This is a genomic window from Epilithonimonas sp. (genome assembly GCF_032055105.1).
Classification (GTDB): Bacteria; Bacteroidota; Bacteroidia; order Flavobacteriales; family Weeksellaceae; genus Epilithonimonas.
On the sequence record NZ_DAMBRK010000027.1, the window covers coordinates 1 to 25,846 of the forward strand.

24 protein-coding genes and 1 pseudogene are annotated in these 25,846 nt (G+C 33.1%); 10 read left to right on the forward strand and 15 right to left on the reverse strand.

The window, feature by feature from the left end:
- The first annotated feature begins 248 nt into the window (after window positions 1-248).
- The 3 genes from RTY06_RS15525 (at window position 249) to RTY06_RS15535 (ending at window position 2,318) form a co-directional block, all read left to right on the forward strand.
- Window positions 249-1,313 (forward strand): endonuclease, encoded by a 1,065-nt coding sequence (locus tag RTY06_RS15525; protein WP_312825882.1) that lies wholly within the window; start codon window positions 249-251, stop codon window positions 1,311-1,313.
- A gap of 85 nt (window positions 1,314-1,398) precedes the next feature.
- Complete coding sequence (locus tag RTY06_RS15530; protein ID WP_312825883.1) at window positions 1,399-2,067, forward strand: GDSL-type esterase/lipase family protein; 669 nt, start codon at window positions 1,399-1,401, stop codon at window positions 2,065-2,067.
- A 98-nt stretch (window positions 2,068-2,165) separates the two neighbouring features.
- Window positions 2,166-2,318, forward strand: a complete 153-nt coding sequence (locus RTY06_RS15535; protein ID WP_312825884.1) for a hypothetical protein — start codon at window positions 2,166-2,168, stop codon at window positions 2,316-2,318.
- On the opposite strand, the gene RTY06_RS15540 is transcribed toward RTY06_RS15535, so the two are convergent.
- Together RTY06_RS15540 and RTY06_RS15545 are read right to left on the reverse strand one after the other, a co-directional pair.
- Window positions 2,311-2,955 carry a J domain-containing protein gene (locus tag RTY06_RS15540; RefSeq protein WP_312825885.1) on the reverse strand — a complete coding sequence of 215 codons (645 nt, stop codon included), beginning with the start codon at window positions 2,953-2,955 and terminating at the stop codon, window positions 2,311-2,313. The genes RTY06_RS15535 and RTY06_RS15540 overlap by 8 nt on opposite strands.
- A gap of 96 nt (window positions 2,956-3,051) precedes the next feature.
- A complete protein-coding gene (locus tag RTY06_RS15545; protein ID WP_312825886.1) occupies window positions 3,052-3,291 on the reverse strand; it encodes a hypothetical protein in 240 nt (79 codons plus the stop codon).
- 241 nt (window positions 3,292-3,532) lie between these two features.
- Between RTY06_RS15545 and RTY06_RS15550 the strand changes: the two genes are divergently transcribed.
- Window positions 3,533-4,783, forward strand: coding sequence for a hypothetical protein (locus RTY06_RS15550; protein ID WP_312825887.1), 1,251 nt, complete (start codon window positions 3,533-3,535; stop codon window positions 4,781-4,783).
- 31 nt (window positions 4,784-4,814) lie between these two features.
- Here RTY06_RS15550 and RTY06_RS15555 read toward each other — a convergent pair whose 3' ends face one another.
- The 12 genes and pseudogenes from RTY06_RS15555 to RTY06_RS16235 all read right to left on the reverse strand — a co-directional run.
- Complete coding sequence (locus RTY06_RS15555) at window positions 4,815-5,258, reverse strand: SRPBCC domain-containing protein (RefSeq protein WP_312825888.1); 444 nt, start codon at window positions 5,256-5,258, stop codon at window positions 4,815-4,817.
- 94 nt (window positions 5,259-5,352) lie between these two features.
- Window positions 5,353-5,790 carry a VOC family protein gene (locus RTY06_RS15560; protein ID WP_312825889.1) on the reverse strand — a complete coding sequence of 146 codons (438 nt, stop codon included), beginning with the start codon at window positions 5,788-5,790 and terminating at the stop codon, window positions 5,353-5,355.
- Window positions 5,791-5,921: 131 nt separating this feature from the next.
- Entirely contained in the window at window positions 5,922-6,368 is a 447-nt protein-coding gene (locus RTY06_RS15565; protein WP_312825890.1) for a VOC family protein, read from the reverse strand.
- A gap of 30 nt (window positions 6,369-6,398) precedes the next feature.
- Window positions 6,399-6,839 carry an SRPBCC domain-containing protein gene (locus RTY06_RS15570; RefSeq protein WP_312825891.1) on the reverse strand — a complete coding sequence of 147 codons (441 nt, stop codon included), beginning with the start codon at window positions 6,837-6,839 and terminating at the stop codon, window positions 6,399-6,401.
- Between the two features lie 11 nt (window positions 6,840-6,850).
- Window positions 6,851-7,702, reverse strand: a complete 852-nt coding sequence (locus RTY06_RS15575; RefSeq protein ID WP_312825892.1) for a VOC family protein — start codon at window positions 7,700-7,702, stop codon at window positions 6,851-6,853.
- Window positions 7,703-7,981: 279 nt separating this feature from the next.
- Window positions 7,982-8,278: an SRPBCC domain-containing protein gene (locus RTY06_RS15580; protein ID WP_312825893.1), complete on the reverse strand. Its 297-nt coding sequence runs from the start codon at window positions 8,276-8,278 to the stop codon at window positions 7,982-7,984.
- A gap of 113 nt (window positions 8,279-8,391) precedes the next feature.
- A complete protein-coding gene (locus tag RTY06_RS15585) occupies window positions 8,392-9,159 on the reverse strand; it encodes a DUF3108 domain-containing protein (protein ID WP_312825894.1) in 768 nt (255 codons plus the stop codon).
- A gap of 96 nt (window positions 9,160-9,255) precedes the next feature.
- The gene (locus tag RTY06_RS15590) at window positions 9,256-10,524 is read right to left on the reverse strand and encodes a glucose-1-phosphate adenylyltransferase (protein ID WP_312825895.1); all 1,269 of its coding nucleotides are present in this window, start codon (window positions 10,522-10,524) and stop codon (window positions 9,256-9,258) included.
- A 106-nt stretch (window positions 10,525-10,630) separates the two neighbouring features.
- The gene (locus RTY06_RS15595) at window positions 10,631-12,037 is read right to left on the reverse strand and encodes a glycogen/starch synthase (protein WP_312825896.1); all 1,407 of its coding nucleotides are present in this window, start codon (window positions 12,035-12,037) and stop codon (window positions 10,631-10,633) included.
- 18 nt (window positions 12,038-12,055) lie between these two features.
- Window positions 12,056-14,002, reverse strand: coding sequence for a 1,4-alpha-glucan branching protein GlgB (gene glgB / locus RTY06_RS15600; protein ID WP_312825897.1), 1,947 nt, complete (start codon window positions 14,000-14,002; stop codon window positions 12,056-12,058).
- A 403-nt stretch (window positions 14,003-14,405) separates the two neighbouring features.
- The gene (locus tag RTY06_RS15605; protein WP_312825898.1) at window positions 14,406-15,131 is read right to left on the reverse strand and encodes a hypothetical protein; all 726 of its coding nucleotides are present in this window, start codon (window positions 15,129-15,131) and stop codon (window positions 14,406-14,408) included.
- A 314-nt stretch (window positions 15,132-15,445) separates the two neighbouring features.
- Window positions 15,446-15,658 (reverse strand): annotated as a pseudogene (locus RTY06_RS16235) (hypothetical protein); the annotation flags it as partial.
- Window positions 15,659-15,898: 240 nt separating this feature from the next.
- Between RTY06_RS16235 and RTY06_RS15620 the strand changes: the two are divergent.
- The 6 genes from RTY06_RS15620 (at window position 15,899) to RTY06_RS15645 (ending at window position 24,010) form a co-directional block, all read left to right on the forward strand.
- Window positions 15,899-16,624 carry an SHOCT domain-containing protein gene (locus tag RTY06_RS15620; protein ID WP_312825899.1) on the forward strand — a complete coding sequence of 242 codons (726 nt, stop codon included), beginning with the start codon at window positions 15,899-15,901 and terminating at the stop codon, window positions 16,622-16,624.
- A gap of 235 nt (window positions 16,625-16,859) precedes the next feature.
- Window positions 16,860-17,687 (forward strand): GLPGLI family protein, encoded by an 828-nt coding sequence (locus RTY06_RS15625; RefSeq protein WP_312825900.1) that lies wholly within the window; start codon window positions 16,860-16,862, stop codon window positions 17,685-17,687.
- Between the two features lie 417 nt (window positions 17,688-18,104).
- Window positions 18,105-21,137, forward strand: a complete 3,033-nt coding sequence (locus tag RTY06_RS15630) for a metallophosphoesterase (RefSeq protein WP_312825901.1) — start codon at window positions 18,105-18,107, stop codon at window positions 21,135-21,137.
- A 469-nt stretch (window positions 21,138-21,606) separates the two neighbouring features.
- Complete coding sequence (locus tag RTY06_RS15635; RefSeq protein WP_312825902.1) at window positions 21,607-22,359, forward strand: SDR family oxidoreductase; 753 nt, start codon at window positions 21,607-21,609, stop codon at window positions 22,357-22,359.
- 81 nt (window positions 22,360-22,440) lie between these two features.
- Window positions 22,441-23,307 carry a helix-turn-helix domain-containing protein gene (locus RTY06_RS15640; RefSeq protein WP_312825903.1) on the forward strand — a complete coding sequence of 289 codons (867 nt, stop codon included), beginning with the start codon at window positions 22,441-22,443 and terminating at the stop codon, window positions 23,305-23,307.
- A 181-nt stretch (window positions 23,308-23,488) separates the two neighbouring features.
- Window positions 23,489-24,010 carry an alcohol dehydrogenase catalytic domain-containing protein gene (locus RTY06_RS15645; protein WP_312825904.1) on the forward strand — a complete coding sequence of 174 codons (522 nt, stop codon included), beginning with the start codon at window positions 23,489-23,491 and terminating at the stop codon, window positions 24,008-24,010.
- Window positions 24,011-24,140: 130 nt separating this feature from the next.
- Here RTY06_RS15645 and RTY06_RS15650 read toward each other — a convergent pair whose 3' ends face one another.
- Window positions 24,141-25,550, reverse strand: coding sequence for a hypothetical protein (locus RTY06_RS15650; RefSeq protein WP_312825905.1), 1,410 nt, complete (start codon window positions 25,548-25,550; stop codon window positions 24,141-24,143).
- Window positions 25,551-25,846 lie beyond the last annotated feature (296 nt).

Genomic DNA, 25,846 nt, shown 5'->3' on the forward strand with positions numbered 1-25,846 from the left:
TAGAAAAATGAATAGACTTAAAATTGAATTAATTTAATAATGCACTACGAGTTAACTTAAACTTATTATACAACAAAGGCAGTAATTATTTTCTGCCTTTTTTTAATTTTGAAACTATAACATTCTAATTTTCATTTATTATCAAATAAAATTACTTATCTGACAACAATTACAAATCTATACTGTTAAAAACTTAATGTTTTATTTATCCCAATTATTAATACCTTAGCCACCCCTAATTAATTTTAATGAAAAAAATAACTTTACTTTTAGGACTTGCAATCTCCTCTTTGGCATTTTCGCAAGCTCCAGCAACCTACTACGACGGCACTAGTGGCCTTACAGGTTTTGCTTTGAAAACTAAGCTTAGTCAGATTGTGACAAATGGGCACAAAGACAATGGCTACAATTGGACAATATTCTCATCTGCTGATAGAGATAAGTATTATGAAAATGACAACTCTGTTTTAGATATCTATTCGGAAAATCCAACAGGTCCAGATCCTTACAACTTTTCAATGGGTACTAACCAATGTGGAAATTATAATGGCGAAGGTGTTTGCTACAACAGAGAACATACAATCCCAAAATCTACTTTTGACGATGCAAGACCAATGCACAACGATTACAATCACCTGTTGCCTACTGATGGTTATGTGAATGGGAGAAGAGGTAATTGGCCCTATGGTGAAGTAGGAACAGCAACTTGGACTTCTAAAAATGGATCTAAATTAGGATCTAGTAAGCTTAATGGTTACAACGGAACAGTTTTCGAGCCTATCAATGAGTTCAAAGGTGATATTGCCAGAATCTATTTCTATTTTGCTACACGTTATGAAAGTCTAATCCAAGGCTTCAATTACGACATGTATGATGGAACTAAAACCAAAGTTTTTGCAGAACCTTTCTTAGCAATGCTTCTAAAATGGAATCAGCAAGATCCTGTTTCTCAAAAAGAAATTGATAGAAACAACGCTGTTTTCTCTTATCAAGGAAATAGAAACCCTTACATCGATCATCCAGAATGGATCACAGAAATCTGGGGAACTGCACCTTTGGCTGTAGATGATGCTTCTTTTTCTAAAAATTTGACAATTGCTCCAAACCCCGTAAAAGGAAATGTAATCTCTGTAACTGGAGATAAGGATTTGAAGAAATTCAAAAAAGCATTTATTTATAATATGGTTGGACAAAATGTTCAAACTGTTGAAAATCCTTTCCAAAACGGAAATACAATCACGTTGAAAAATCTTTCAAAAGGAATTTATATTTTAAAAACTGGAGAATTGAATACGAAATTTATCGTTGACTAATTGTCTTAAACAAAAATTAAAAACTTGAAATCAGTTGCTTTGGCAGCTGATTTTTTTTTACCTTGAAACTTCAAAAAATTAAAATATGAAATATAACCAACAGCTTTTCAAAAAGCTTTTATTCTTTGCATTGATTCTCAACTCTATCCTATTTTTTGCTCAGGATAAACCTTATTGGAAAGAGATTCAGGAATTCAAAAAACTAGATGAAACGAAAGGAATTCCTAAAAAACCAATTCTATTTGTAGGAAGTTCATCTTTCACTTATTGGCAGGATGTAAATGATTATTTTCCAGAAAAAACTATTGTCAACAGAGGTTTCGGAGGTTCCAGATTATTAGACCTTAATAATTATGCAAACGAACTTCTTGATCCTTACAAACCAAGACAAATCGTCATCTATTGTGGTGAAAATGATCTCGCATCAGACAATCCCACTTCGGCAGAAGTTCTGGAAAGATTCAAAACATTTTTTGGAAAGATTCGTCAAAAATATCCTAAAGTTCCAGTCGCTTATGTTTCTATCAAATATTCTCCAAGCAGAGAATCATTATGGCCAAAAATGAAAGAACTTAATGAAGGAATCGAAGCTTATCTTAAAACTCAGAAAAAAGCAAAATACATTGATATCACAAAAGTGATGAATGATGAGAATGGAAAAATAAGAACAGACCTATTCAAAGAAGATATGCTTCATATGAAACCAGAAGGCTACCAACTTTGGACAAAAGTAATAAAGCCTTATTTAAAATAAATTTTCAAAACATAAAATTAATTCCTTAATTACCAAAAAATTAAGGAATTTTTTATTTTTAGTTTGTATTTATTCTAAATTAATTTATATTTGCAATTATGATTCAACCAGTTATAGCTTTCAAAATTGCTCCGCTTGCTCCGGCTTACAGAAATGATGAAATGATGTATTGTGATAAGAAAAAATGTTGCAAAAAATTCAAGAAAGGAAAGCGTTGCAAAAAATGTCCGGGAAGAGCTAAAATCAGCTAAACATCAACCAAATAATCAAAGCAACTAATGCTAAAAATATAAGAACAGAAGTCATCCTGGAGAGGTTGACTTCTTTTTTTTGCGATTTTTGGGACGATTCGGAAGGATTATTTAATGATTCTTTTTCTTCCTGATTCAATTCCGATTCGGCTAATTCTGTAATTGTAATTCCTTGAACAATCGTTTTATGAAGAACCGTATTTGTTGCGTGAAGCAAGATTTGAAATTTTCCTTGAGAATCAAATTCTTTAATTCTAATCGTTCGTTCGCCATTTGGCTTTTCTAATCCGAAAGGAATTATTTTCACCAAGTCAGCATCATAAGTATTCCAGTAAATCGTGATTTCTTCACCTTTTACTGCTCGGATTTTACTCGCGGAAAAATTCTTGATTTTCGGAGGAAGAATACTTTTTACATTTCGTTTCTGGCTGTCAAGATTCTGGTCATAAAGTCGTCTTCTATCAGTATCAGTCAGAGTTTCATAAGCTTCTTGGATTTCCCTGAACCTATCCGAAAAGAACTCATCGTTATCATTTTTATCTGGATGATATTTCAGAGAGAGTTTCCTGTACGCTTTTTTGATGTCTTCTGCAGAAGCATTTTGAGGAATTCCGAGAAAGTAGTAGTAATCCTTCACAAAGCAAATTTAACGATTTCAAAACTTTTCATCAATAAAAAAACGGAAAGCTTTACTTTCCGTTTTTCTAACAATTTAATTTAATTTTCTAAAAAATTATTCTGCTGTTCTCGGTTTGCAGCATCCTCTTCCAAATTGCGTTCTCACTTTTTCTTTCAGCGAGTTATATTCTTCGTCATTCATCGTTCTGATTCTGTCTGCAAATCCGAATGGCGTTCTTTCTTTCACATCATACTCGTCAAAGATTCCTCTTACGAATGTTTTTCTTTTTTGCGCTTTTTTGGCGATGATTGCGATAGCTGCTAAACCTGCGATTGCTAAAATTCCTTTTTTCATTATTTTAAAGTTTTACGTTTTACATTTAGGAAGACGCAGACCTAAATCTTTTACTTTAAATAATTTTTTAGGGCGCCTTTATCCGTTTTCCACTCCCGCTTTTATCAAATTTAATCCTAACTAAATAATAAATTTTCATCAAAATATAATACAAAAAGTACATTATTTTTTTAATAAAAATTTTGAACATAATTAATTATATTTGTTTTTAAATTATAATTTAAAAACTGCTAATAACTAAATGAAAAAAGAAAAAAACACATTTGACCAAGAGATTGATTTATTTATTGATCATATTGATGGACTTCATCAAACTTATCCATTGGTAAATGGGATTTTAAAAGTTACCCAATTAACTTCTGAGAAAAAAAGAGAAGATTTCTTAAATACAGCTAAGTTTTCGGAAGACGACGAATCGAATAAAGAATTTGATTTCTCTTCTTTAAACAGATATTTAGATTTACAGAAAAAAGCAAATAATTCAAAATTGGCTACTGAGATAATTCAAAGAAATTTTATAGTCTCTTTAATTAGTCAGTTTGATGCATATATAGGAAGTTTAATACGAAAAAAATTTATAATTAGACCTGAATTATTAAATAACTCTGATAAAAATTTAACATTTTCAAAGTTAGTAGAATATAATTCGATTGAAGAATTGAAAGAGTACATCGTTGAAAAAGAAATTGAATCAGTTTTAAGAGATAGTCATACAAATCAATTTAAATGGTTAGAAAATAAATTAGGTATGGTTCTTACAAAAGATTTACCTTCTTGGAGTACATTTATAGAATTAACTGAGAGACGAAATTTATTCGTGCATTCAAATGGAATAATATCAAACCAATATTTAAGTGTTTGTAAAAAGAATGAAGTGAATTTTTATGAAGATATAAATATTGGTGATAAATTGGAAGTTACAAATGATTATTTTGAAAAAGCTTTTTTTTGTGTATATGAAATTGCTGTAAAATTATCTCAAGTAATATGGAGAAAACTACTTCCTTCAAATCTTGAAGATGCCGACAATGATTTAAATGATAGGATATATAAACTTATTAGAAGAAAGGACTATAAGTTAGCCTTAAATTTATCTGAATTCGCCACAGATATAATTAAAAAACATAGTTCTCACGAAATAAGACTTATACTTTCCGTTAATAAAGCTCAAGCTTATAAGTGGGATGGTAAGGATGATATCTGTAAAAAATTTCTAAATTCTCAAGATTGGTCAGCAATGAGTAATAAATTCAAATTATCGAAATTTATATTACTTGATGATTACGAAAATGCATTTAAACTAATGAAAAAAATAGGAAACAATGAAGATGAACTTCCTAAAACGGCTTATAAAGAATGGCCATTATTTAACAATATCAGAAATGAGCAGGAATTTAGAGATTTATATACAGAAATTTATAACGAAGATTACGAGTATGTAAAATATGATGATGATGAAATTATGCTTCAATTAGAACAGAAGTATAATTAAATAAAAGCTTTGCAATTGCAAAGCTTTTATTTTAATTAGTCTTCATAAAGTCGAAAGCACCTTTCCTCAGGTGGATTCCATATTCCAGCCACGCTTTCATACAAGCTAGAAAATTTGCCCAGCCTTCGGTTTGACCGATTGCCCACTTTATGCCTTTTTCATCACTGCTATGCCCATCTTCCGCAACTTTTATCAATGTGTTATTTTCAGCTAACTGTTGTAACTCAATCGTCACAACGGATTTTGGGTCCCAAACAAAAACAATTTTTTCATTGGGAATTATTTCTTTCGTGGTTAATGGGTAAGAACCGTCAAATTCCGGGAAAGACCAGAAAATTTCCTTATTGGTTTCCATTCTTCCAGAACCTTTGGAAATGAAATAATTTTGCATTATTTCGGGATTGATAATCGCTTCAAAAACTTCCGAAACAGATTTCTGAATTCCGATAGATGCTTTTGCTGTTACTTTTTCCATAAATATTTAATTATTAAATTTCTCGCAGATATTACTGATTTTAGCAGATAATTAAAAAATCTGCAAAATTTATTAAATCTGCGAGTAACTCTTGCTATCCTTCGTAATCAGAATCTTTGCTGTAATTCACCATCCAGTAAACACCAAATTTATCTTTGAAGCTTCCGAAATAATCGCCCCAAAATTGGTCTTCCATTGGCATTTCTACTTCTCCACCTGCAGAAAGTCCATTGAAGATTCTATCAGCTTCTTCTCTACTTTCTGGGAAAATGGAGATATAGTTTCCGTTTCCTTGATTCAGTTTGTGTCCCATAGACGGAACAATGTCAGAAGCCATCAAAAGGTCTTTTCCAATTGGCAACGCGATATGCATTACTCTGTTTTTTTCATCTTCGGAAAGATATTCTGTTCCGGGAGCATTTCCCATTTTCATCACGCCTCCAACGAATTCTCCGCCGAAAACGGATTGATAAAATTTGAAAGCTTCTTCTGCTTTACCATCAAAATTGAGGTATGAATTTAATTTTGGCATTTTTTTAATTTATTTTGAATTGTGTTATTAATTAAAACCACAAAAGTCACAAAAGGAATTATTTATATTAAGATATTTCAAAAGATAAAAAAGATACTTCTAAACTTTTTTGACTTTGTGGTTGATATGATTTAATGTTCTTGAACTTTCTCCGGATCGTCATAATTAATCATCCATTGGATTCCGAATTTGTCTTCCCACATCCCGAAATAAGCGCCCCAAAAAGTGTCCTGAAGTTCCATCGTCACTTTTCCACCTTCGGAAAGTTTGTCGAATAATTTTTTAGCTTCTTCTTTTGAATCTGCTTTGATTGCTATTGAAAAATCGTTTCCGTTTTTGTACTCGCCCATTCCGGGAAGAGAATCGCTTCCCATAATCACAGTTTCTGTAGAAATCGGAAGAGAAACGTGCATTATTTGGTTTTTGTATTCGTCCGCCAGCGGAGGCATTCCTTCTTGAGGTGGCCTATCGCCGAAACGACTCCAAAATGGAACTTTGGTTCCAAATGCAGATTCATAGAATTTGAAAGCTTCCTCGCACTGACCGTGGAATGTAAGATAAGGATTAACTGATGCCATAGTTTTATAGTTTGTTTATTGAGTTTTAAATTAATTTTCAGAAAGATTTTTTATCACTTCCAATCCTTTTTTGAAGCCGTTGTCAAACATTTCTTTGAATTCATCATTAGAGTCAACTTCGACTGTAAGTGTTGTTTTTCCATTAATTTCTTCCAGATAATAAGCTTCAAGACTTCCATTCCAAGCTTTTACTTTTTCCGAATCCACATCTTCTACGCCATCAACCATTTCACCAAGATGTTTAAAAATTAAATGTTTTGGTTCTTCCATACGTTCTATTGTACTGACCATTCCGTTTTTCTTGCTGGAATCCGTGAAATAGGTTTTCCCTCCAAGTTCCCAATCAGTTATCATATTGGAATCTGGACTGAAATAATAAGTCCATTGAGAATAAGTTTTCTCATTCCATAAGATGTCCCAAACTTTTTCTGCGGGTGCATCAATTTCGATTTGATATTTTAATTTTTCCATAGTGTTTTATTTTATGAGTTATAAGCGTCTTCGATATCTTTGATAATAATTTTCTTCATTTTCATCATTGCTCCAAAAGCTTTTTGAGCTTTTTCCACCTCGTGAGTGTTGGTCAGTTCAATCAATCTGTGAGGAACAATCTGCCAACTGAAACCATATTTATCTTTCAACCAACCACACATACTTTCCTCACCTTCTTTCGTGAATTCGTTCCAGTAATAATCGGTTTCTTCTTGGTCTTTTGTCATTATCGTCATAGAAGTTCCTTCGGTAAACTGAGCTTTGTGGTCGTGAGAACTGTCCATCGCCATCATCACATAATCATTGATAATAAATTGAGAATGTGCCACATTTCCTGCAACATCGCCTTGACCTTCTTCATATTCCATCACGCCTTCAATTTTAGAATTAGGGAAAATATTAGTGTAATAGTTCAAAGCTTCTTTACATTTTCCTGCATTATTTCCAGTAAACATCATTACTGGAGAAAACTTCTGTTTTGCTTTTTCTGCACTCAGATATAATTGCCACGAAATCCCATATTGGTCTTCTACCCAAGCATATTTTTCGCTCCAAGGGTAAGAATCCAATTCCATCATCACTTTTCCATTTTCAGGTAATTTTTGGTAGTAAATTTCTACTTCTTCCGCAGAATCGCACATCATCATTAATGATAAAGTGAGATTGGGTTTGAACATTGGTCCTGCATTCAGGAACATTAACTTTTGACCTTCGATTTCTATATTGATGACCATTGGTGTGTCAACAGTAATCTTTGAATTCTTGAAAATCGAAGTGTAAAACTTTGAAGCTTCTGCTCCATTCTGGTTGAACCAGAAACAGGGAAATATGTTGTTGTTCATTTTTTAGATTTTTGAAATTAAATTTTTAGACTCTTATTAATCTTCGAAATTTTTAACACAAAGTCCACAAAGTTTTTTTTAATATAAACTGTTTTTAAGGTTCACAAAGGCGCTTACGCTTAAAAAAGTTAATGCAATCTTTTGTGACTTTGTGGTTCAATCTAAATACTTTCTGAATAACTTTTGAAATTATCCAGAATTGCCTGCCAACCATCTTTTTGAAATTCCAAAGGATTCTGATTTTCAGGGTCGAAGTTTTCTGTAACTTTTGTTTTATTGTCAGATAATTTTTCGATAAATCACTTCAATTTCTCGTCCGTCTTCGAAATGATATTTAACGGATTCATTGTCTTTGACCTCATCATAAATCCCAACTAACTCGAAACCAAAGCTCCCATCTTTAGCCTGCATTCTGACTTCTAATTTCCCTCCGACTTTCAAATCGTTTTTAGCAGAAGGACATTCCCAGCTTTCGTGAGCGAAGTTCCAATTCACAATATGTTCAGGATTATTAAAGAAGTTCCAAACATCGTTGATTGGTTTATTGATTTCTGCAGTTACTATCAATTTATTCATTTGAATTTGTTTTATTTCAAAGTTAAATTTATTTTGATTCCAACAACTTGCCTTAGGACAATTATTATATTTAAAACAAAAAATCACTCGTAAAAGAGTGATTTTCAATATTTTTATTTTTTAAAGTTCATTGGATATTTCACATTACTGTAACTGTCAATACTTGCTTTGAGAGAACCAACAGCGAGTTCTGCTTTTATGAGAACAGGCACTCTGTTCTGGTCATTGGTTACCCACATTGTTACGCCTTCTTTCTCTTTAAAAACTCTTCCGCTCATTACAGAAGGAATGATTTTAAGGCAATTGATTTTACCAAATTTGGTCGAGAGATTCTCCGTTCCTGCCACTTTTAACTGGAAAGGAAATAACTCGTCATCTATCCAGACATTCAGTTTTACAACGCTACCTACTTTTAGGTTATCTGCCGGCAAGTTTCTCATGTAATAGAAACAAGACAAAATATCCTGAACATTATTCGGAACTTTGACGGTTTTTGCAGGTCTGTCTGTATGCTTTTTATCAACCAAAACCAGAGTATTATTAGCAGGATTAAAAGTACTCTGCAAATGCTGAGTATAACTCCCTTCAGAAACATTTCTTACATAGAAAAGCGGTTCTTTGTTTTCATTAATATAACTTTCATAAACATCTTCCACTTTGAAAAAAGCCTTCGCTGCGCCGCTTGTTTTACCGACACCTCTCACATAAAATGCGGATTGACCTTTGTAAGACGTTTTGGTTGTGGACAAAGTTGCATTACCAGCTGTGATAAAACCATAATGAATTCTATAACTCAAAACTTCTCCAGCATTGATATTATCAAACTGAGCAGAAGCCGTTGCAAAAAAGAAAACAGTGAAAAGAAAAAGAAGATTCTTCATTAATTATTGTTTATAGAATTCTAATGTCAAATTATCTGCCAAATTTAAAAAACAAAACCCTTCGCAACAGAAGGGTTTTGAAAATATGTATTAAAATTACATAATATTTGTTCCGTCCGGAATGACTGCATTTTTCTTAATTACCACAATTCCGTCTTTTATAGAATGTGTTTCATAATCGCCATCCGGATGATGTTTTCCTCCAATGATTCTTACATTGTTCCCGATATAACAGTTTTTGTCAAGAATCGCTTTGTCTATGTAGCAATATTTCCCGATTCCCATACTTGTTTTTCCTTCCATTTCATTTTGAGTAACTTCCTGCGCTGTTTGATAATAGTCTGCTCCCATCACGTAGGAATTCACAATCGTCGTTCCTCTGTCCACTCTTGTTCTGTTTCCGATGATACAATTCTCAATTTTATCTGCTAAAATAATACAGCCGTCTCCAAAAATAGTCTTACTTACATAAGAGCCATTGATTTTTGAAGGTGGAAGCATCCTCGCTCTCGTATAAATCGGATTGGAACTGAATAAATTAAATTGAGGCATATCCTGAGCTAAATCTAAGTTAGCTTCGTAAAACGATTCAATTGTTCCTATATCTGTCCAATAACCATCGTATTGATAGCTTAATACATTTAGTTTTCCAATTGAAGCCGGAATGAAATCTTTTCCAAAATCATCGCCTTCATGTTCTGCAAATAGTTTTCTCAAAACATTTTTTGTGAAAACGTAGATTCCCATAGAAGCAAGATATTCTTTACCTTGAGATTTGCTTTCTTCACTGGTTTCAGACTTCCAATCAGCCAAAATGTCCAAACTTGGTTTCTCTGTAAAGGCTGTGATATTGCCTTCATCGTCAGACTTCATAATTCCAAAACCTGTTGCATCTTTTGCATTTACGGGAATAGTTGCAATTGTAATGTCTCCGCCTTGTTCTTTATGAAAATCAATCATCTTTTGGAAATCCATCTGATAAAGCTGATCTCCGGAAAGAATCAGAATGTATTCGTATTCATATTTTTCTAGATGCTTCATCGTTTGGCGAACTGCATCTGCTGTTCCTTGATACCAGTTTTCATTCTCAACATTCTGCTCCGCGGCCAAGATATCTACAAAACCTTTGCTGAAAATATCAAAGTGATAAGAGTTCTTGATGTGAGAGTTAAGAGATGCCGAATTGTACTGAGTCAAAACTAAAATTCTGTTAAGTCCCGAGTTGAGACAATTCGAAATGGGAATGTCTACCAATCGGTATTTTCCTGCAATTGGAACTGCCGGTTTGGACCTGGTATAAGTTAATGGAAACAATCTCGTTCCTCTTCCGCCTCCCAAAACTATGGAGATTACGCTTTCTTTCATAAATGTGCCGGTTATATATTATTTTCTATTATTATTTATAAAGCTAAGAAATCCTGCCAAATATTAAGCCAATATTAACAAAACATTTTCCTAATTAAGATTTAAATCAATAATTATACATTTCCAGATAATTCTTCGCTGACTTTTCCCAAGAGAAATCAAACGACATATTACTGTAAATCAATCCTTTCATCAAATCTTTCTGGCTGTAGATATGTAATGCTCTTTTGATAGCATGAACGGTATCCTCTGCACCAGCATTGGTAAAATTGAGTCCACTACCGCCAGTAGAAATATCCTGAACTGTATCTCTCAAACCGCCTGTATATCTTACAATCGGAATCGTTCCGTAGCGCATAGCATACATCTGGTTCAATCCGCAAGGTTCTACTCGGCTTGGCATTAACAAGAAATCTGCCGAAGCATAAATCTGATGAGACAAATATTCTTTATATCCCAGATCCAATGCAAAATTAACATTGAATTTATACTGCATTTCTTTTAATCGGTTTTCAATATCTTGATTTCCCGAACCTAGAATGATGATATTGAGTGAACCATTGGTCTCTTGAATACTTTTCTCTACAATTTCAGGCAAAAGATCGGCTCCTTTCTCACCAGCAAATCGTCCTATGAAACCAAAAAGTGGAAGATTGGGATTGAGCCCATACTCCGCACACAGTACTTTTTTGTTTTCCCACTTACCCTCTTCTGCGTAATCTTTATTATAATTGAATTTCAACATATCATCGGTCTGCGGGTCCCAAACTTCAGTATCAATTCCATTGATGATTCCGAAAGCTTTTTGACGTTCTTGGTTCATCAATGGTTCTAAGCCTTGAAAACTATAAAATAATTCTTCCAAGTAACCACCAGAAACAGCATTGAAGGCATTGCAACATTTTATCATTGTTGCCATAGGGTTGATTCTCCCACTCCAATCTAAAAGTCCCCATTTCCAACCGTCAAAATGCGGAAGAAAACTAGACATCTGCCAATCCATACTTCCCTGATATTCGCCGTTATGAATGGTTCCAATAGTTTTGACGCCCTTCAGAAAACGAAATTCGTAGCAATTATCAATCATAAAAGGAACGAGTCCTGTGTGATAATCGTGGCAATGCAAGATATCCGGACGAATCTGCATCGCACTGAGCCAATGCAAAACACCGTGCTGAAAAGCTATGAACTGCTGACTCTCATCCCAATAACCGTAAACATTTTCTCTGTCCAGCAATCCCGGAATTTTTACCAAATAAAGGTCGAACCCCAAAACATTGCTTTTCTCTTTGAAAACTTGAACCTGATACATATGAAACGACTGATGAATAAAACCATCAAACACAATCTCAAAGTCGTGGTTGTAGAAAAACGGTTTGTTGTACCAAGGCATTATCACGCTAGCATCCAATCCCATTTTGTTTTGATACTTGGGCAAAGCTCCTACCACATCTGCCAGTCCACCGACTTTTGCGACAGGATAACATTCCATAGAAAGGTGAAATATTTTCATAAATCTTTTTCTTGCTAATTATTTTCTTCGTTTCAAAAAGTCAGCAATTTTTGACTTCTTGATGACTTTATGTTGCTTCAAAATCAATCCTGATAATGGCGGTAATCTGATGATGATTGAGTTGTTTCTGTTATTCCAGCCTTCCTCTAACCTTTGAGAAATAACTGCTTCTACTCCGCTTCCGCTGTATTTTCCTTCATCAGAATTCAAAATAACTTCCCAGCCCGTATTTTCATCCACACCAATTCTGTAATCGAAACTATTGGGTGTGAGATTGAGAATGGTCATCAAAACTTCTTTATCATTTTTACTTTTCCTTAAGTAAACAAAAATCGAGTTGTCTCTGTCGTCGCCATCAACCCATTCGTAGCCATAAGGAGAGAATTGAAGTTCATATAAGGACGGATGTGTTTTGTATATCAGATTCAAATCCCGAACAAACTCCTGAAGGTTTTTATGAACAGGATATTGAAGCAAATGCCAGTCGAGGGAACTTGTAAAATTCCATTCGTTGGTTTGGGCAAACTCGTCTCCCATAAAAAGCAATTTAGTTCCCGGATTGGTGAACATATAGACATACATTGCGCGGAGATTGGCAAACTTTTGCCATTCGTCGCCCGGCATTTTGTAAATCAGACTGCTTTTCCCGTGCACAACCTCATCGTGAGACAACGGCATCATATAATTTTCATTATACATATAGGTGCTCGTGAACGTGATTTTGTTGTGATGATATTTCCTATTGATTGGGTCTTCTTTGAAATAATCCAATGTGTCGTGCATCCAGCCCATCATCCATTTCATTCCGAAACCGATTCCGCCATCGTGGACAGGTTTGGTCAACATCGGAAAATCAGAACTTTCTTCTGCAATGGTTTGAACATCTGGAAATTCTTTATAAACTGCGGTATTGAAATCCTGCAAAAACTGTTTCGCTTCAAGATTGACATTTCCTCCGTAAATATTGGGTTCCCATTCGCCTTCGTTTCTAGAGTAATCTAGATGTAGCATAGATGTTACTGCATCTACACGCAATCCATCAGCATGATAACGGTCAAGCCAAAACATGGCGTTGGAAATCAGGAAAGATTTAACTTCGGGTCTTCCGTAATTGAAAATGTAAGATTTCCAATCGGGATGAAAGCCTTTTCTAGGGTCTTCGTGTTCGTACAAAAATGAGCCATCGAAACGATGTAATCCATTAGCATCCCCCGGAAAATGAGACGGCACCCAGTCTAGAAAAACACCAATATTACTTTTATGAAGTTCAGAAATCAAGTACATCAATTCCTGCGGTCCTCCGAATCTTGAAGTCGCCGCATAAAACCCAGTAATCTGATAACCCCAACTCGGGTCGTAAGGATACTCCATAACAGGCATAAATTCTACGTGTGTAAAATTCATTGCTTTGAGATATGGAACCAATTTATCCGCTATTTCACCATAACTTAAAAATCTATCTGGATTTCCTGGGTCGCGCATCCAAGAGCCTAGATGCATTTCGTAAACAGAAATCGGAGATTCGAGGCTGTTGTATCGCCAACGTTTCTGCATCCAATCCTGATCCTGCCACTCGTACCAAGTGGTGCAAACTGCAGAACCAGCCTGCATTGCATTCTCAAAACAAAGTGCATAAGGGTCGGCTTTTTCCAACAAAATACCTTCTGTTGTTCTGATGCCGTATTTGTAAACTTCTCCCAAATCTAAATCAGGAATAAAACCTTCCCAAATCCCAGACTGGTCCCAGCGCCCTGCCAAATGGTGCGAAAATGAATCCCAGTTGTTGAAATTTCCCATTACAGAAACCTCGGTAGCATTAGGTGCCCAAACCGCAAAATAAACACCGGAAACGCCATCTACTTCAACCTTGTGTGAACCAAACTTTTCGTAGAGCCTAGTGTGTTTCCCTGAACGAAAAAGGTAAATGTCAAAATCGGAAAATAAAGAATAGGACTGAACCGACATAGGGCTAATTATAATTGATAGTTGATAGTTTATAATTGATAAATGTATCTATTATTACTTGCTTACCAAGATAACGAAATAAATCCTTATCCAACAAATAACATTTTGTTAATTAGTATTAAAGTTATTTATATGGGAATTTCTTTACTACTTTGATATAAGGCGAAATTTCTTTGCCCCCGATCCTAAAATCTATAATTCAGTTTTAATTGTTAGGAAATTTCTTTACCCCGACCCTAAAGGGAGGAAATTTCTTTGTCCTGCACCCTAAAAAGAGAAAATTTCTATAATTCAGTTTTAGACTGTGAGGAATAATAAATAAAAAAAAAAACCATCTGCAAGAGGACACCACTCTAAGGGAGGGAATGTTGGGTTGTAATCTTTTTAGATGTTTGGGGAGTGTTTAATCCTCTGCTATTTTCTTTGCCCATAGGTAAGTCCCGGTATGCTTGTGCTCTTCTGGGATGTTGTTTTTGTATGATGTATAACTGATAGTGGCTATAATGATTGCCCAATAGGCATTGTTGGGAATGCTAAAAACCCAGTCTTGAGCGGGTATATTTTTGTTTTTTTCCAGATTGAAAGAGAGCGATGAGAGAATCTCTGCTACTACAGATCTACTATTTGGGTCTATCGTAAATGCATGAAAATTGAGGGTTGCATGGGTGCTATTTTTGGGTAGTTTGATTTGTTTTCCAAGGTTGATCTCTGGGAGAGCCACTGTCATGGTGTGATCCTGCGCAAGATTATATTCTGGATAAAAACTGGTAGCTCTCTCCCATTGCCATTGGTTGTTGAATACAGTACCAACCAAAGCCTGCGGGTTGTGGTATCTCTGGAAGATGTTCCCCTCTTGATCTTTAGATTCTAGAATTGTGAGTCTTAATCTTGTGCGATGGTTGACAGCAAAGCATTGGTAGTTCCTGATGTATAACTTTTCTGTAATAGCATGTCTTACGAGACTATCTTGGCTGCTGTTTACCCCAAAACCTTTTGCAGATGCTTCTGAGTTTTTTGATTGATTACTACTGCTAGATCTTAGGCGAACATGCGCCTCCCCAGCTCTATTGACGAATACTATTTTACCTAATGCACCGCTAAGGATTCCGTTTTTGTTGAGTCTTGCCATAGTTTTAGTTTTTATTGACTGTTGTTTCTGTATCCTTTCTGTACTCTTTGTATATCCACTGTGTATAACAACACCAATTAGGGTACAGTACAGGAGCATTACACCTCCATCATTCTATTGGACTCTATTGGACTTGTATTGGACTTGTATTGGATCTGCTCTGAAAGAATATGAGACAAAGAGCAAAGATTGTAGTGTAAAGTTAATTAATTTTTGGATATAGTTTCCATTTTTATAGAAAATCCAAAGAACTTTTGATATTGAGTTTGTTAACATCTGTAATATGGGTATATATTTCGGTAGTTTCAATATTGTTATGCCCAAGCAATTCTTGATAATTCTAATATCGGCACCACTTTCCATTTGATAGTTGCCATCATAGCTTTTTGATGAGACTGCCCTACTTTCTTTTTGTCTACAAGCCAAATGATGAAATCTTCCAGCTGTTCTTGCATAATCTGTTCTGGTCTAAATTTTGAGGAGATTTTAAGAAAATAATTTAGGTTTGACACATAATTCTTAATGCTATTTTGAGAATATCACTGCATTGTAAGAATGGTTTTGAAATGTTTTGAATAATTTTTTTTTCCATTACTAAATATTTTTCAGTTGCGTATAACCAAATATAATAAAAAAAAACAACAATATGATAATCAACAATTTACATAAAACACAAAAAGAATTGGCGCAAGTGTATATATTTTATATTGGCGCAATGCGTATATTTGAGAGTTATACGACAGCGCAACCAAAAAACCGCAAAATTTATGAAGTCAAATTTATCTGATTTAGAAAAACTTGCTGAATTAAAACAAAAAGGTATTTTAACCGAAGAAGAATTTCAGACAAAAAAAAGTCAAATTCTGAATCAAACAAATCACCAAAATATTCCACCAAATAATTTTCAACAAAGCCAAACAGAACCTAAAAAAAAGAAAACTGGATGTCTTAAGATTATTTTGATAACATTTGGATCATTTATTCTTATGATAATCATTACTGCGATTTTTATGCCTGAAGATAAAAATGCAAAAACAAAAGTTGCAAATAACGATTTTCTGATGTCTAATAAACCAAAAAATCAGCAACAGAAAATAGATTCGGCAAAAATTGCAAATGAAAAATTTCAATCTTTAAGTAGCGAAGAAAAAATTGCTTCACTTGAGAAAGAACTCGAAAACAAGAATCTTAAGAAAGTACAAAAAGAAGAAATTCAAATTGAAATTAAAAACATAAAACAACAAGAATTTGCAAAGAAAAATATTTCTTCTTGGGATGGTTCTAATCCGAAATTGGAAAGGACAGTTAAAAAAGCAATGAACGATCCAGACAGTTATGAACACGTTCAAACGACTTTTGAGTATAAAAAGGATAAAGTAATTGGAACAATGTTATATCGTGGAAAAAATGCTTTTGGAGGCAAAATTGTTGATAAAGCAGTTGGAACTTTTGATTACGATGGCAATCTTTTGGAAGTTAGAGATGCGGATTAAAAACGCTGTAGTATAACATAGTATTTATGTTATGCGGGGTTGAATACAAAATATGAAAATTTGCCAAGATAACTCCGCAAAAAATGCTTTTCATATTTCAATTTTTTGTAATTTAGAAATCTGCAAAAGCATTTTTGCTAAGGTTGGAAATCGCTGAAAACTCGGTCATAGAAAGCCCGCACAACATAAATACTTTTCTCGTTATCTGCAAGCGTGCAAAAAAATACCTCTAAAAATGAAGAAATATTTTTACCTACTATTTTTCGTATCAAATTTAGTTTTTTCTCAAACTCATAGATTTTTTTACGAATTAAAGTACAAATTTGATTCTCTTCAGACAGAACCAAAAAAAGCGACAATGGTTCTAGATATAAATCCAGTTGAAATTAAATACTATGATAATGTATTTTTGGAAAAAGAAGAAGAAAATAAAAAATATAATTCAGAAAACACAAATTGGACTGACCAAATTCCTGTTGTTAGAAAAAAAGGGTCAAATAAAAATACTAATTATGAAATGATTAGTTGGCAAATTTATTCCTATCCGACTGATGATAAAATTAACTGGAAACTATCTACTGAAACAAAAACATATCAGAACTTATCACTACAAAAAGCTACAACAAATTTCGGAGGAAGAAAATGGACGGCTTGGTTTACAAATGAATTTCCTTTTTCTGAAGGTCCCTATAAATTTCAAGGATTACCTGGTTTAATTATTTTGCTTCAAGACGAAAAAGATCAGTACAATTTTTCTTTTATTCAAAACGAAAAATTAGATAAAACCTATGATACTTCAAATTTTTTAGAAATAAGATATGGTGATAAACCAATTCCTGTATCTGAAAAAACAATCAACAAAAAAAAAGTTGAATATTACAATGATCCATTTAATGAAGATAGGGTTGGATTAAATAATGGAACAATAAAAAGTGTTGATATTAATGGTGTTAGATATACTAAATCAAGTGATTTAATTCCAATCACAAAGTCTGAACAAGAGGATATTAGAAAACATAACAATCCAATAGAAGTAAGTAAAGCAATAAAATATCAAAAATAAAACGCCTGCAGATAATAGCTAAGTTTTCGTTGCGTGCGTAGCACGAACAATGAAAACCCTGTTGAACTGGAGCTTCGGAAGCTTTTTTACAGGTTTGTTCAAACACTATGGATTTATCGTAAAATTTTTAGAGAATATTTCAAGAGGACAGGATGTTCTCTTTTTTTGTTGCCATTTTGCTGATTTTTAATTAGTTTTACAAAGTAACTAAATATGGCGCAGAGAAAGCTACCGAAGGTTTAGTTCAACAAGGTATTGCCAAAAGCGGGGCGGAAAGTTTTCAATTGAAGATTTGTACTTCGGTAGAAAATTGTATGTTAGTTGAAAGTTTCGGCTTCCAAATGCCCGCCATCGCCAAGCCCCGGGACGTTAGCGGCAATACATGAACCAAAACATAACCAACAATCTCAACTAAATATGAAAATTGGAATTTTACATTTAACTGACTTACATATTCAAAATGATTATTTTCCAGAAAGAATTAATAAAATATCAAAATCATTAGAATATGACATAAAAGAAATAAGTCATGTCTACATTGTATTATCTGGTGACATTGCAAATTTCGGTAGAAAAAATGAATTTGAAAAAGCAAAGGAATTAGTATCACATTTAAAAACCAACCTTAAAGAGAGTAATAAAATATTACAAATTGAATTAGTCGTAGTGCCTGGAAATCATGATTGCTGTTTTGATAATGAGAAGAAAACACGAAAATCAATCTTGAATGACTGTAGAACAGATATAATTGAGGAAGAAGATTATTTTATTGATGCAATGGCTGTTCAGAATCATTTTTGGGATTTCACAAATGAATTAACTAAAGTTAAAGATTCGAATTTAGCTTCTTACAAAATTGATTTTCGCCCTCATCTTGATTTTAAAGTTTCTTTTCACTGTTATAATACAAGTTGGTTAACCGAAATTAATGAAAAGCAAGGAAATTTGATTGTGCCTGAAAATAAGTTTTTAGAAAATGAAAATGGAGAGTATATTATTTCAGTTTTTCACCATCCTTTAGATTGGCTGTCTGCAAATACAAAAAAGAATAATAAGCAAAGATTTGAAGAACATTTAATTAAAACTTCAAACTTAGTTATATATGGACACGAACATGATAAAGGAAAATCGAAATCTATAATTCAACAAAAACAAAATGTTGTATTCTGTGGAGGAAAAGCCTTTAATATTAATGATATACAAGATACTGGCTTTTCTTTTTACGAAATAAACCTAACTAATAAATCTATACATATAAGAACTTATGGCTTCAAAGATGAAGAACATTATTTAATAGATTTTGAAGATACTCATGAAATTATCCCTAAGAATAAAAGGAGTTTTGTTATTAATAATGAGTTTGAGGATAAAATTGCGCAATTAACAATTCCTCTTAAACATTCTAAAAAGGATAAATTATTACTTTCGGATGTTTTTGTTTATCCTGATTTAGAACCCTTAATTGATGATGAATATGTTCAGTATCCAAATTCTTCTGAACTTGTAGAATTGTTCAAGAATAATGAATCATCAAAAATTTTATTGGAAGGAGCTGACCAATCAGGAAAAACAGCTTTACTTTTTGTACTTTATAAGAGACTTTACGAATTAGGTTATAACCCAATTTACATAAGAGGGGAATATTGTAAAGAAACAAATTTAAAAAAGTTATTAAAGAAGCCACTTAAAGAACAATATAACAATGATAATCTAGATCTTTTTTTTCAACAAGAAAGGAAAGTCTTGCTTTTGGACAATATTCACAAATCAGAATTAAATCCAAAATATAAAAAGAAGTTAATTGATTCGTTAAATGAAAATTTTGATTATATCATTGTTACTTCAGATAGCACATATAATTCGAGAAACGTGACTGAAGAGGCAACTAGTTTTAAAGATTTTAAAAAATTTAAAGTTTTACCTCTAGGACATGAAAAAAGAAGTGAATTAATTGAGCAATGGCTTATGATTGGACAAGATAAATTAACAGTTCAAGAAGAGGCTATACTAGCCGAGGTTAAATTACGTTTCACCGAAATTGACGCCTTAATTGGCAACAGATTGATGCCAGCTTATCCAGTTTTTATACTGACTTTATTACAAAGTCTTGATGAAAATTTGCAAAATTTTTCTCAAACATCTTATGCTAACATTTATCTAGTTTTGATAAAAGCTGGATTAGTAAAAGAAGGTATAAAAGATAGTGAATTAACAAGTCTCTTAAACATTTTAAAAGAATTATCTTATCATCTTTACGAAAATTTAAAATCATCTTCTTTTAATAATAATCAATTCGAAGATTTTATTATTAATTATTCAAAAAGATATTTTAGACATGAAAAACTAACTATAAATAAAATATTAACTGTTCTAATTAATGCAAATATTTTAAAACTTGATGATGAAAATTATACTTTTTCATACAAATACATATACTATTTCCTTGTAGCTCAAAAAATATCAACAGAAATTGATAAGCATCAAGATACACTTTATGATTTATGTAATAATATTCATCTTGAAATCAACGCTAATATTTTAATATTTTTATCTCACCACTCTAAGGCTCAAATATTAATCGACAATATAGTTTTAACTAGTCAAATTCCTTTTGAAAATTTTGCACCATTAAGTTTAAATAAAGATGATGAATTCGTGAAATTTATTTCAGAATTCACTAATGAAATTAAACATGAAATTATAGAAGAAATAAATCCTAAGGATGAAGTAAAAAAAGATTTACAAAGAAAAGATGCACAGGATAGAAGAATTCAAAAAACTGAGACTCAAGATGAAAATGACGAATCAATATTGCCAGCTGAAGCCATAGAAATGAATCAAGCTTTCAGAACTGTTAAAATAATTGGTCAAATTGTAAAAAATCAAAGCGGAGATTTTGAAAAAGACAAATTAATAAATTTAGTAGAAGCTGCATATAATACAATGTTCAGATTTTTAGGATTTTATTCTGAAATTTTAGTAAGAGATAAAGATTTACTAATTGAAAGTTTAGTTGAAAGCATAAGAGAAAAAGAATCGGCAAGAAATAAAATATCAAGAGTAGATTCAAATACAGTTGAAAAAGCTGTAAAAAAAATGTTACAGTTTATATCATGGAGAATATGTGTTGATAGTATGTCAAATCTTATGTTTTCCGTTGGTACAAAAGGACAAAATGAATTGTTCGAAAAAGTCAATACAAACATAGATTCTACAGCATCAAAACTTGTGACATTTGCTATAAAAACTTTTTACGACAAGATTGATATTAAAGAATTGACAAAACTCTTCGAAGAAGTTAAAGATAATTATCTTGCACAGTGTATATTACGTGAATATATCAAACGATATTTATATACTAATTTTGTTGAAAGAACTAAAAGAGATCAAATTATTTCTATTGCAGGATTTAATAAACAAAAACTAATAGCAAAATTAATATCTAAATAATGTACTGCCACTAATAACCAGAGTTTCGTTGGGCTCGAAGAGCCAACATTGAAACTCCTGTTGAACCCTTCGGCTAGCTCAGGGCAGGCTCGCTTCGGGAGCTTTTTCAAACACTATGGATTTATCATAAAATTTTTAGAGAATATTTCAAGAGAACAGGTTGTTCTCTTTTTTTTATTGCCATTTTACTGATTTTTAATTAGTTTTACGCAGAGAAAGCTACCGGAAACAAGGGTTTCGTGCTTCGTAGGACAGGAAAGTAGTAAATTTGAAGTTCAGTTCATCTAATAAAGTTTAGTGCTAAAAATCCCCACCTGCGTGTAGCTGCAAACCTTTACCTGCAAGCTTTCATTCACACTACCTGTAATTTGTTTCATCTTTTCCCTATTTTGTTTAAGCTTAGAAATGTATCATCAAAGTAATTTTGCATCATAAATTATTTGAAATCATAAATTAAAATTTAATAAAAATGAGTCTATCAGAAAACATTTCGGGTAAAGTAGTAGTAATTACAGGAGCTAGTAGTGGCTTAGGTGAAAGTACTGCACGCCTTTTAGCGTCTAAAGGAGCAAACGTAGTTTTAGGAGCCCGCAGAGAAGAAAGCCTAAACAAAATTGCTGAAGAAATTAATAAACAAGGTAACGGTAAAGCAGTTTATCTTAAAACAGACGTAACCATTAAATCCGATGTACAAGCTTTGATCAATAAAGCCATCAGTGAATTCGGCAAACTTGATGTCCTTTTGAACAATGCAGGCTTAATGTCAATTGCACCTTTGAGTGAAGTTAAAGTCGATGAATGGGAAAGAATGATTGATATTAATGTTAAAGGAGTACTTTATGGAATAGCAGCGGCATTGCCTATTTTCGAAAAACAAGAATCGGGACATTTTATTAATATTTCATCTGTAGCGGGTATTAAGGTATTTAGTCCAGGAGGTACGGTTTACAGCGGTACCAAATTTGCCGTTCGAGCTATTTCCGAAGGCTTACGACACGAAGTTGGGGGGAAAATTAGAACCACAACCATTGAACCTGGGGCTATTGATTCTGAATTGAAATATGGAAGCTCTCACAAAGGAAGTGTTGATTTTGTAGTAGATTTTTATAAACAAGCCATCCCTTCCGATTCTGTAGCAAGAGCCATTGCTTATGCCATAGAACAACCTGCAGATGTAGATATTAACGAAATTGTACTTCGCCCTACAGTTCAGGAATTTTAATAATTCAACAATTAAACGTAATTTTAATATTAGGATAAGACATTCTTCTTTTGTCTTATCCTAAATTTTTAAAATATGCTTATGATTCATTTTGATAACATAAAAGAATACAACAGATTTATTGGTTACAACGACCCAAAGAAAGACCTAATAGATGTGGTCAAGTATGACGACTGTAAAAGTATTCGTTTGTTATGTGATGGGCTTACATCAGACTTTTATATGATGGCATTTAAACGCAATATGACAGACTTAAATTGGTTCGGAAATACTGAGTATGATACAACATCGGCCTTTCTATATTTTATTAAACCTAAACAAATTCACAAATGGAATGTAGATAAACGATGGGAAGGTTACCAAATTTTGATTTCGCCCATACTTCTCCAAGAGTACAATATTGACTTTAGCTTTTTTCAGTATAACATTAAAGAAGCCTTGTTCCTAACTAATGATGAACAAAACCGAATAGAAAATTTGTACGAACAAATTTTTGAGGAATACCAAAAAGACAACTATGACATGGCTCTCTTGTTGGCCTATTGCAATCTGATATTTACTTACATCGGCAAATGCTATAAACGTCAATTTGAAACCAGACAGCCACTTTATAACAAATTAGTTACAGAATTTAAAAAGTTACTGAACGATTACTATTCAAACGGACAGCAAGGAATGCCTAATGTTCATTATTTTTCAGAAAAATTACATTTGTCTTCCAACTACTTTGGCGACTTAATCAAATTCAACACAGGTAAAACTCCTTCAGAGATTATTCAGGATAAAATAATTTCAGAGGCAAAAAAGCATTTGGAAATATCAAATAAAACCGTTGCTGAGATAGGCTATGATTTAGGCTTTGATTATCCCACATACTTTACAAGATTATTTAAAAAACAGACAGGAATAACACCCACAACATATAGAAAAAATATAGCCAGCAGGTAATTTTATCTTTAACAGAAAATAATCGGTTCCGAAGTTCGCAACATCGCTAAGTGCCACCACGTTAGCCGTCACCTTAGCAACACAATAATTTAATCGAAAAAATATACAAGCAATAGGATTTTAAACAAGTTTACCAATTTCAGAAGCAGACAGTTTCATACAATTTGAAAAAGAAACACCAATGCCAAAAGGGTATGAATTGTTGGTGAAAATACAAGCTGTATCAATAAACCCTGTGGACTATAAGATACGCCAGAATAGTCTGAAAGATAAAATCTCAGACAATCCCAAAAATATAGGTTGGGACGCTGTTGGGGTTGTTGAAGCGGTTGGAGAAAACCTCACTTTGTTTAAAAAGGGTGACAAGGTTTTTTATGCAGGAGATATAACAAAGGACTGTAGTTATCAAGAATTTCATTTAGTTGATGAAAGAATTGTATGGTTCTCTCCTAATAATATCCCTATCGAGGCATCTGCTGCTATGCCGCTTACTTCATTGACAGCTTTTGAAATATTATTTGACAGAATGCAATTAAGTCCAGAAAAAGACAATGGGAAATCAATTTTAATTATCGGCGGTGCTGGCGGCGTTGGCTCGGTAGCTATGCAGATTGCTAAAAATATTTTAGGTTTAAAAGTAATTGCCACTGCATCAAGAGAAAACTCAATAAAAAGGGAAAAAAAATATTTACAAACGATATAGTCATTTGTTTTACCTGAAAATTTGTAAAGTCCACCGAATATTAGGATAACCAGAATCCAGCTTATTGTTTATAGTATATTTATAAATTTACGTTAGTTGAATTTACACAATTGTATGCTAATTTGGGATGTTACTTTATTGTAATGGACATATTCGGAACAACGATATCACCAGTGGAACCCGTATATCTTTGAGCATATATTTCTATATAATCATTAATTGAAAGTTCTGATGTACCATTAATCGGAACTACAACGATATCATTTGTAGCAGAACCTCTTCCGTAGACTTTTGTCTGACTCAAAACTGTACCGTTTTTTGCGATATAAATTATGTAAGTTCCTGCTGCAGGTACCTGAAAAGAAACTGATCCTGTTATTTGAAATATTCTCTTCTTTTTTCCAACATATTTTAATCTGTTCGGTACACCATCTGTTGTAAATCTAAATAAATTTAAAGATGTCGAAACAGAGGTTGCCGTTCCAATCTTCACAATATTACTTGGATTAGAATTATTAAAACTTACACCTATACCAGTTCCAACATTATAATCAACGGAAAAATCTCCCACAGCACTATTATCAGCTTCCGTTGGAATTCCTGCCGCTCTTACAGTCCAGTCGTTTGTAAAATTATAACCAGTATATGTACCTGTTGAGTAAGGCTTTACATAACCTGCTGTATTGGTTCCCGTGAAAACAACAGATTCCAGAATTCCGCTAGCAACCGTTAGACCAGATGTTGATACATCAAAACCTGTGGCTGATGTGCTTTCTACATGGGAGAACCCACCTTGTTTTTCAATCAAACCAAATGTTCCGGTAAATTTTTCATAGGTACCAGAGTTATTGCTAAACCAACCTAAATTGCTTAGTAGCAGCTGAGATATATTGTTGTAGGTAATTCCATTTGTATTTCCCGAAAATTGGACAATGCTCACGAATACTAAACCGAATCCTGAAATTGTACCAACAGAATTAGAACCACTAACAACAGAATCTCTAAATATAAGATTTTGCGTCGCTGCAGCATTAAGATTAAAAACACTTCCTCCAGTTGCTCGTAGTGTAACATTTCTAATACTACCGCCGGTAGCACCTTCAAAAATATTCCCAGATGAACGAGTTATTATGTCTTCATTGGTATCTAAGCCGTGTATATAGGAATTGTTAATATCGATGGGAAAATCAAACTGAACCTGTCCATTGATTTCGTATAATGTATTGGAGTTCATCACATAACGTGTTCCCCCACCAGCGGCTAATTCAGAAGCTAGAACAGTGGATAAAACATCGGTTGACTTGATGCGCTTAAAATTTAATCTCCCTGAAACACTGCTATTAATAGGTGACCACGATGAAGTAGAACTTACGTAATAATAGAAAAGTTTTGATGTCGTATCGTAGACCATTAAACCGTCTGCAGGAGCTGTTATTGCTAACCTCTGCGCTGTAGTCATCCTCGGAGCTAAAAATCCTCTATTTGTTGAATTTAAGTCCAATAAAGAACTTGCGTCTGGAGTTGTTGTATTGATTCCCACCTGGGAAGTTACTAAAATACTGACCACCAGACATATACCCAGCAATAACCTACTATATGAACCAAGGATTAAATATGTTTTCATAATAAATAAAGAATTAGTAGTTTCACAAATTGAATTTAACACTTATTTATGCTTTGCACAACATTTATCGATAAAAATTAATAATAATATATATATATATGCTTTTTATATATTAAAATATTACATAAACCTGTTGTGCATTTAGTAATTAAACGAGAAAAGATTGTTCATTTGGTTTGAAAACCGTATATTTATTTGACTACCAATCATTT

Bases quoted from the DNA above. Each gene is read 5' to 3' on its own strand.
- RTY06_RS15545 (WP_312825886.1), bottom strand. From the start codon at position 3,291: ATGAAAAAAGGAATTTTAGCAATCGCAGGTTTAGCAGCTATCGCAATC.
- RTY06_RS15570 (WP_312825891.1), bottom strand. From the start codon at position 6,839: ATGGAAAAATTAAAATATCAAATCGAAATTGATGCACCCGCAGAAAAA.
- RTY06_RS15635 (WP_312825902.1), top strand. From the start codon at position 21,607: ATGAGTCTATCAGAAAACATTTCGGGTAAAGTAGTAGTAATTACAGGA.
- RTY06_RS15605 (WP_312825898.1), bottom strand. From the start codon at position 15,131: ATGGCAAGACTCAACAAAAACGGAATCCTTAGCGGTGCATTAGGTAAA.
- RTY06_RS15620 (WP_312825899.1), top strand. From the start codon at position 15,899: ATGAAGTCAAATTTATCTGATTTAGAAAAACTTGCTGAATTAAAACAA.
- RTY06_RS15645 (WP_312825904.1), top strand. From the start codon at position 23,489: ATGCCAAAAGGGTATGAATTGTTGGTGAAAATACAAGCTGTATCAATA.
- RTY06_RS15535 (WP_312825884.1), top strand. From the start codon at position 2,166: ATGATTCAACCAGTTATAGCTTTCAAAATTGCTCCGCTTGCTCCGGCT.
- glgB (WP_312825897.1), bottom strand. From the start codon at position 14,002: ATGTCGGTTCAGTCCTATTCTTTATTTTCCGATTTTGACATTTACCTT.
- RTY06_RS15625 (WP_312825900.1), top strand. From the start codon at position 16,860: ATGAAGAAATATTTTTACCTACTATTTTTCGTATCAAATTTAGTTTTT.
- RTY06_RS15580 (WP_312825893.1), bottom strand. From the start codon at position 8,278: ATGAATAAATTGATAGTAACTGCAGAAATCAATAAACCAATCAACGAT.
- RTY06_RS15525 (WP_312825882.1), top strand. From the start codon at position 249: ATGAAAAAAATAACTTTACTTTTAGGACTTGCAATCTCCTCTTTGGCA.
- RTY06_RS15575 (WP_312825892.1), bottom strand. From the start codon at position 7,702: ATGAACAACAACATATTTCCCTGTTTCTGGTTCAACCAGAATGGAGCA.
- RTY06_RS15595 (WP_312825896.1), bottom strand. From the start codon at position 12,037: ATGAAAATATTTCACCTTTCTATGGAATGTTATCCTGTCGCAAAAGTC.
- RTY06_RS15530 (WP_312825883.1), top strand. From the start codon at position 1,399: ATGAAATATAACCAACAGCTTTTCAAAAAGCTTTTATTCTTTGCATTG.
- RTY06_RS15555 (WP_312825888.1), bottom strand. From the start codon at position 5,258: ATGGAAAAAGTAACAGCAAAAGCATCTATCGGAATTCAGAAATCTGTT.
- RTY06_RS15630 (WP_312825901.1), top strand. From the start codon at position 18,105: ATGAAAATTGGAATTTTACATTTAACTGACTTACATATTCAAAATGAT.
- RTY06_RS15585 (WP_312825894.1), bottom strand. From the start codon at position 9,159: ATGAAGAATCTTCTTTTTCTTTTCACTGTTTTCTTTTTTGCAACGGCT.
- RTY06_RS15550 (WP_312825887.1), top strand. From the start codon at position 3,533: ATGAAAAAAGAAAAAAACACATTTGACCAAGAGATTGATTTATTTATT.
- RTY06_RS15565 (WP_312825890.1), bottom strand. From the start codon at position 6,368: ATGGCATCAGTTAATCCTTATCTTACATTCCACGGTCAGTGCGAGGAA.
- RTY06_RS15560 (WP_312825889.1), bottom strand. From the start codon at position 5,790: ATGCCAAAATTAAATTCATACCTCAATTTTGATGGTAAAGCAGAAGAA.
- RTY06_RS15640 (WP_312825903.1), top strand. From the start codon at position 22,441: ATGATTCATTTTGATAACATAAAAGAATACAACAGATTTATTGGTTAC.
- RTY06_RS15590 (WP_312825895.1), bottom strand. From the start codon at position 10,524: ATGAAAGAAAGCGTAATCTCCATAGTTTTGGGAGGCGGAAGAGGAACG.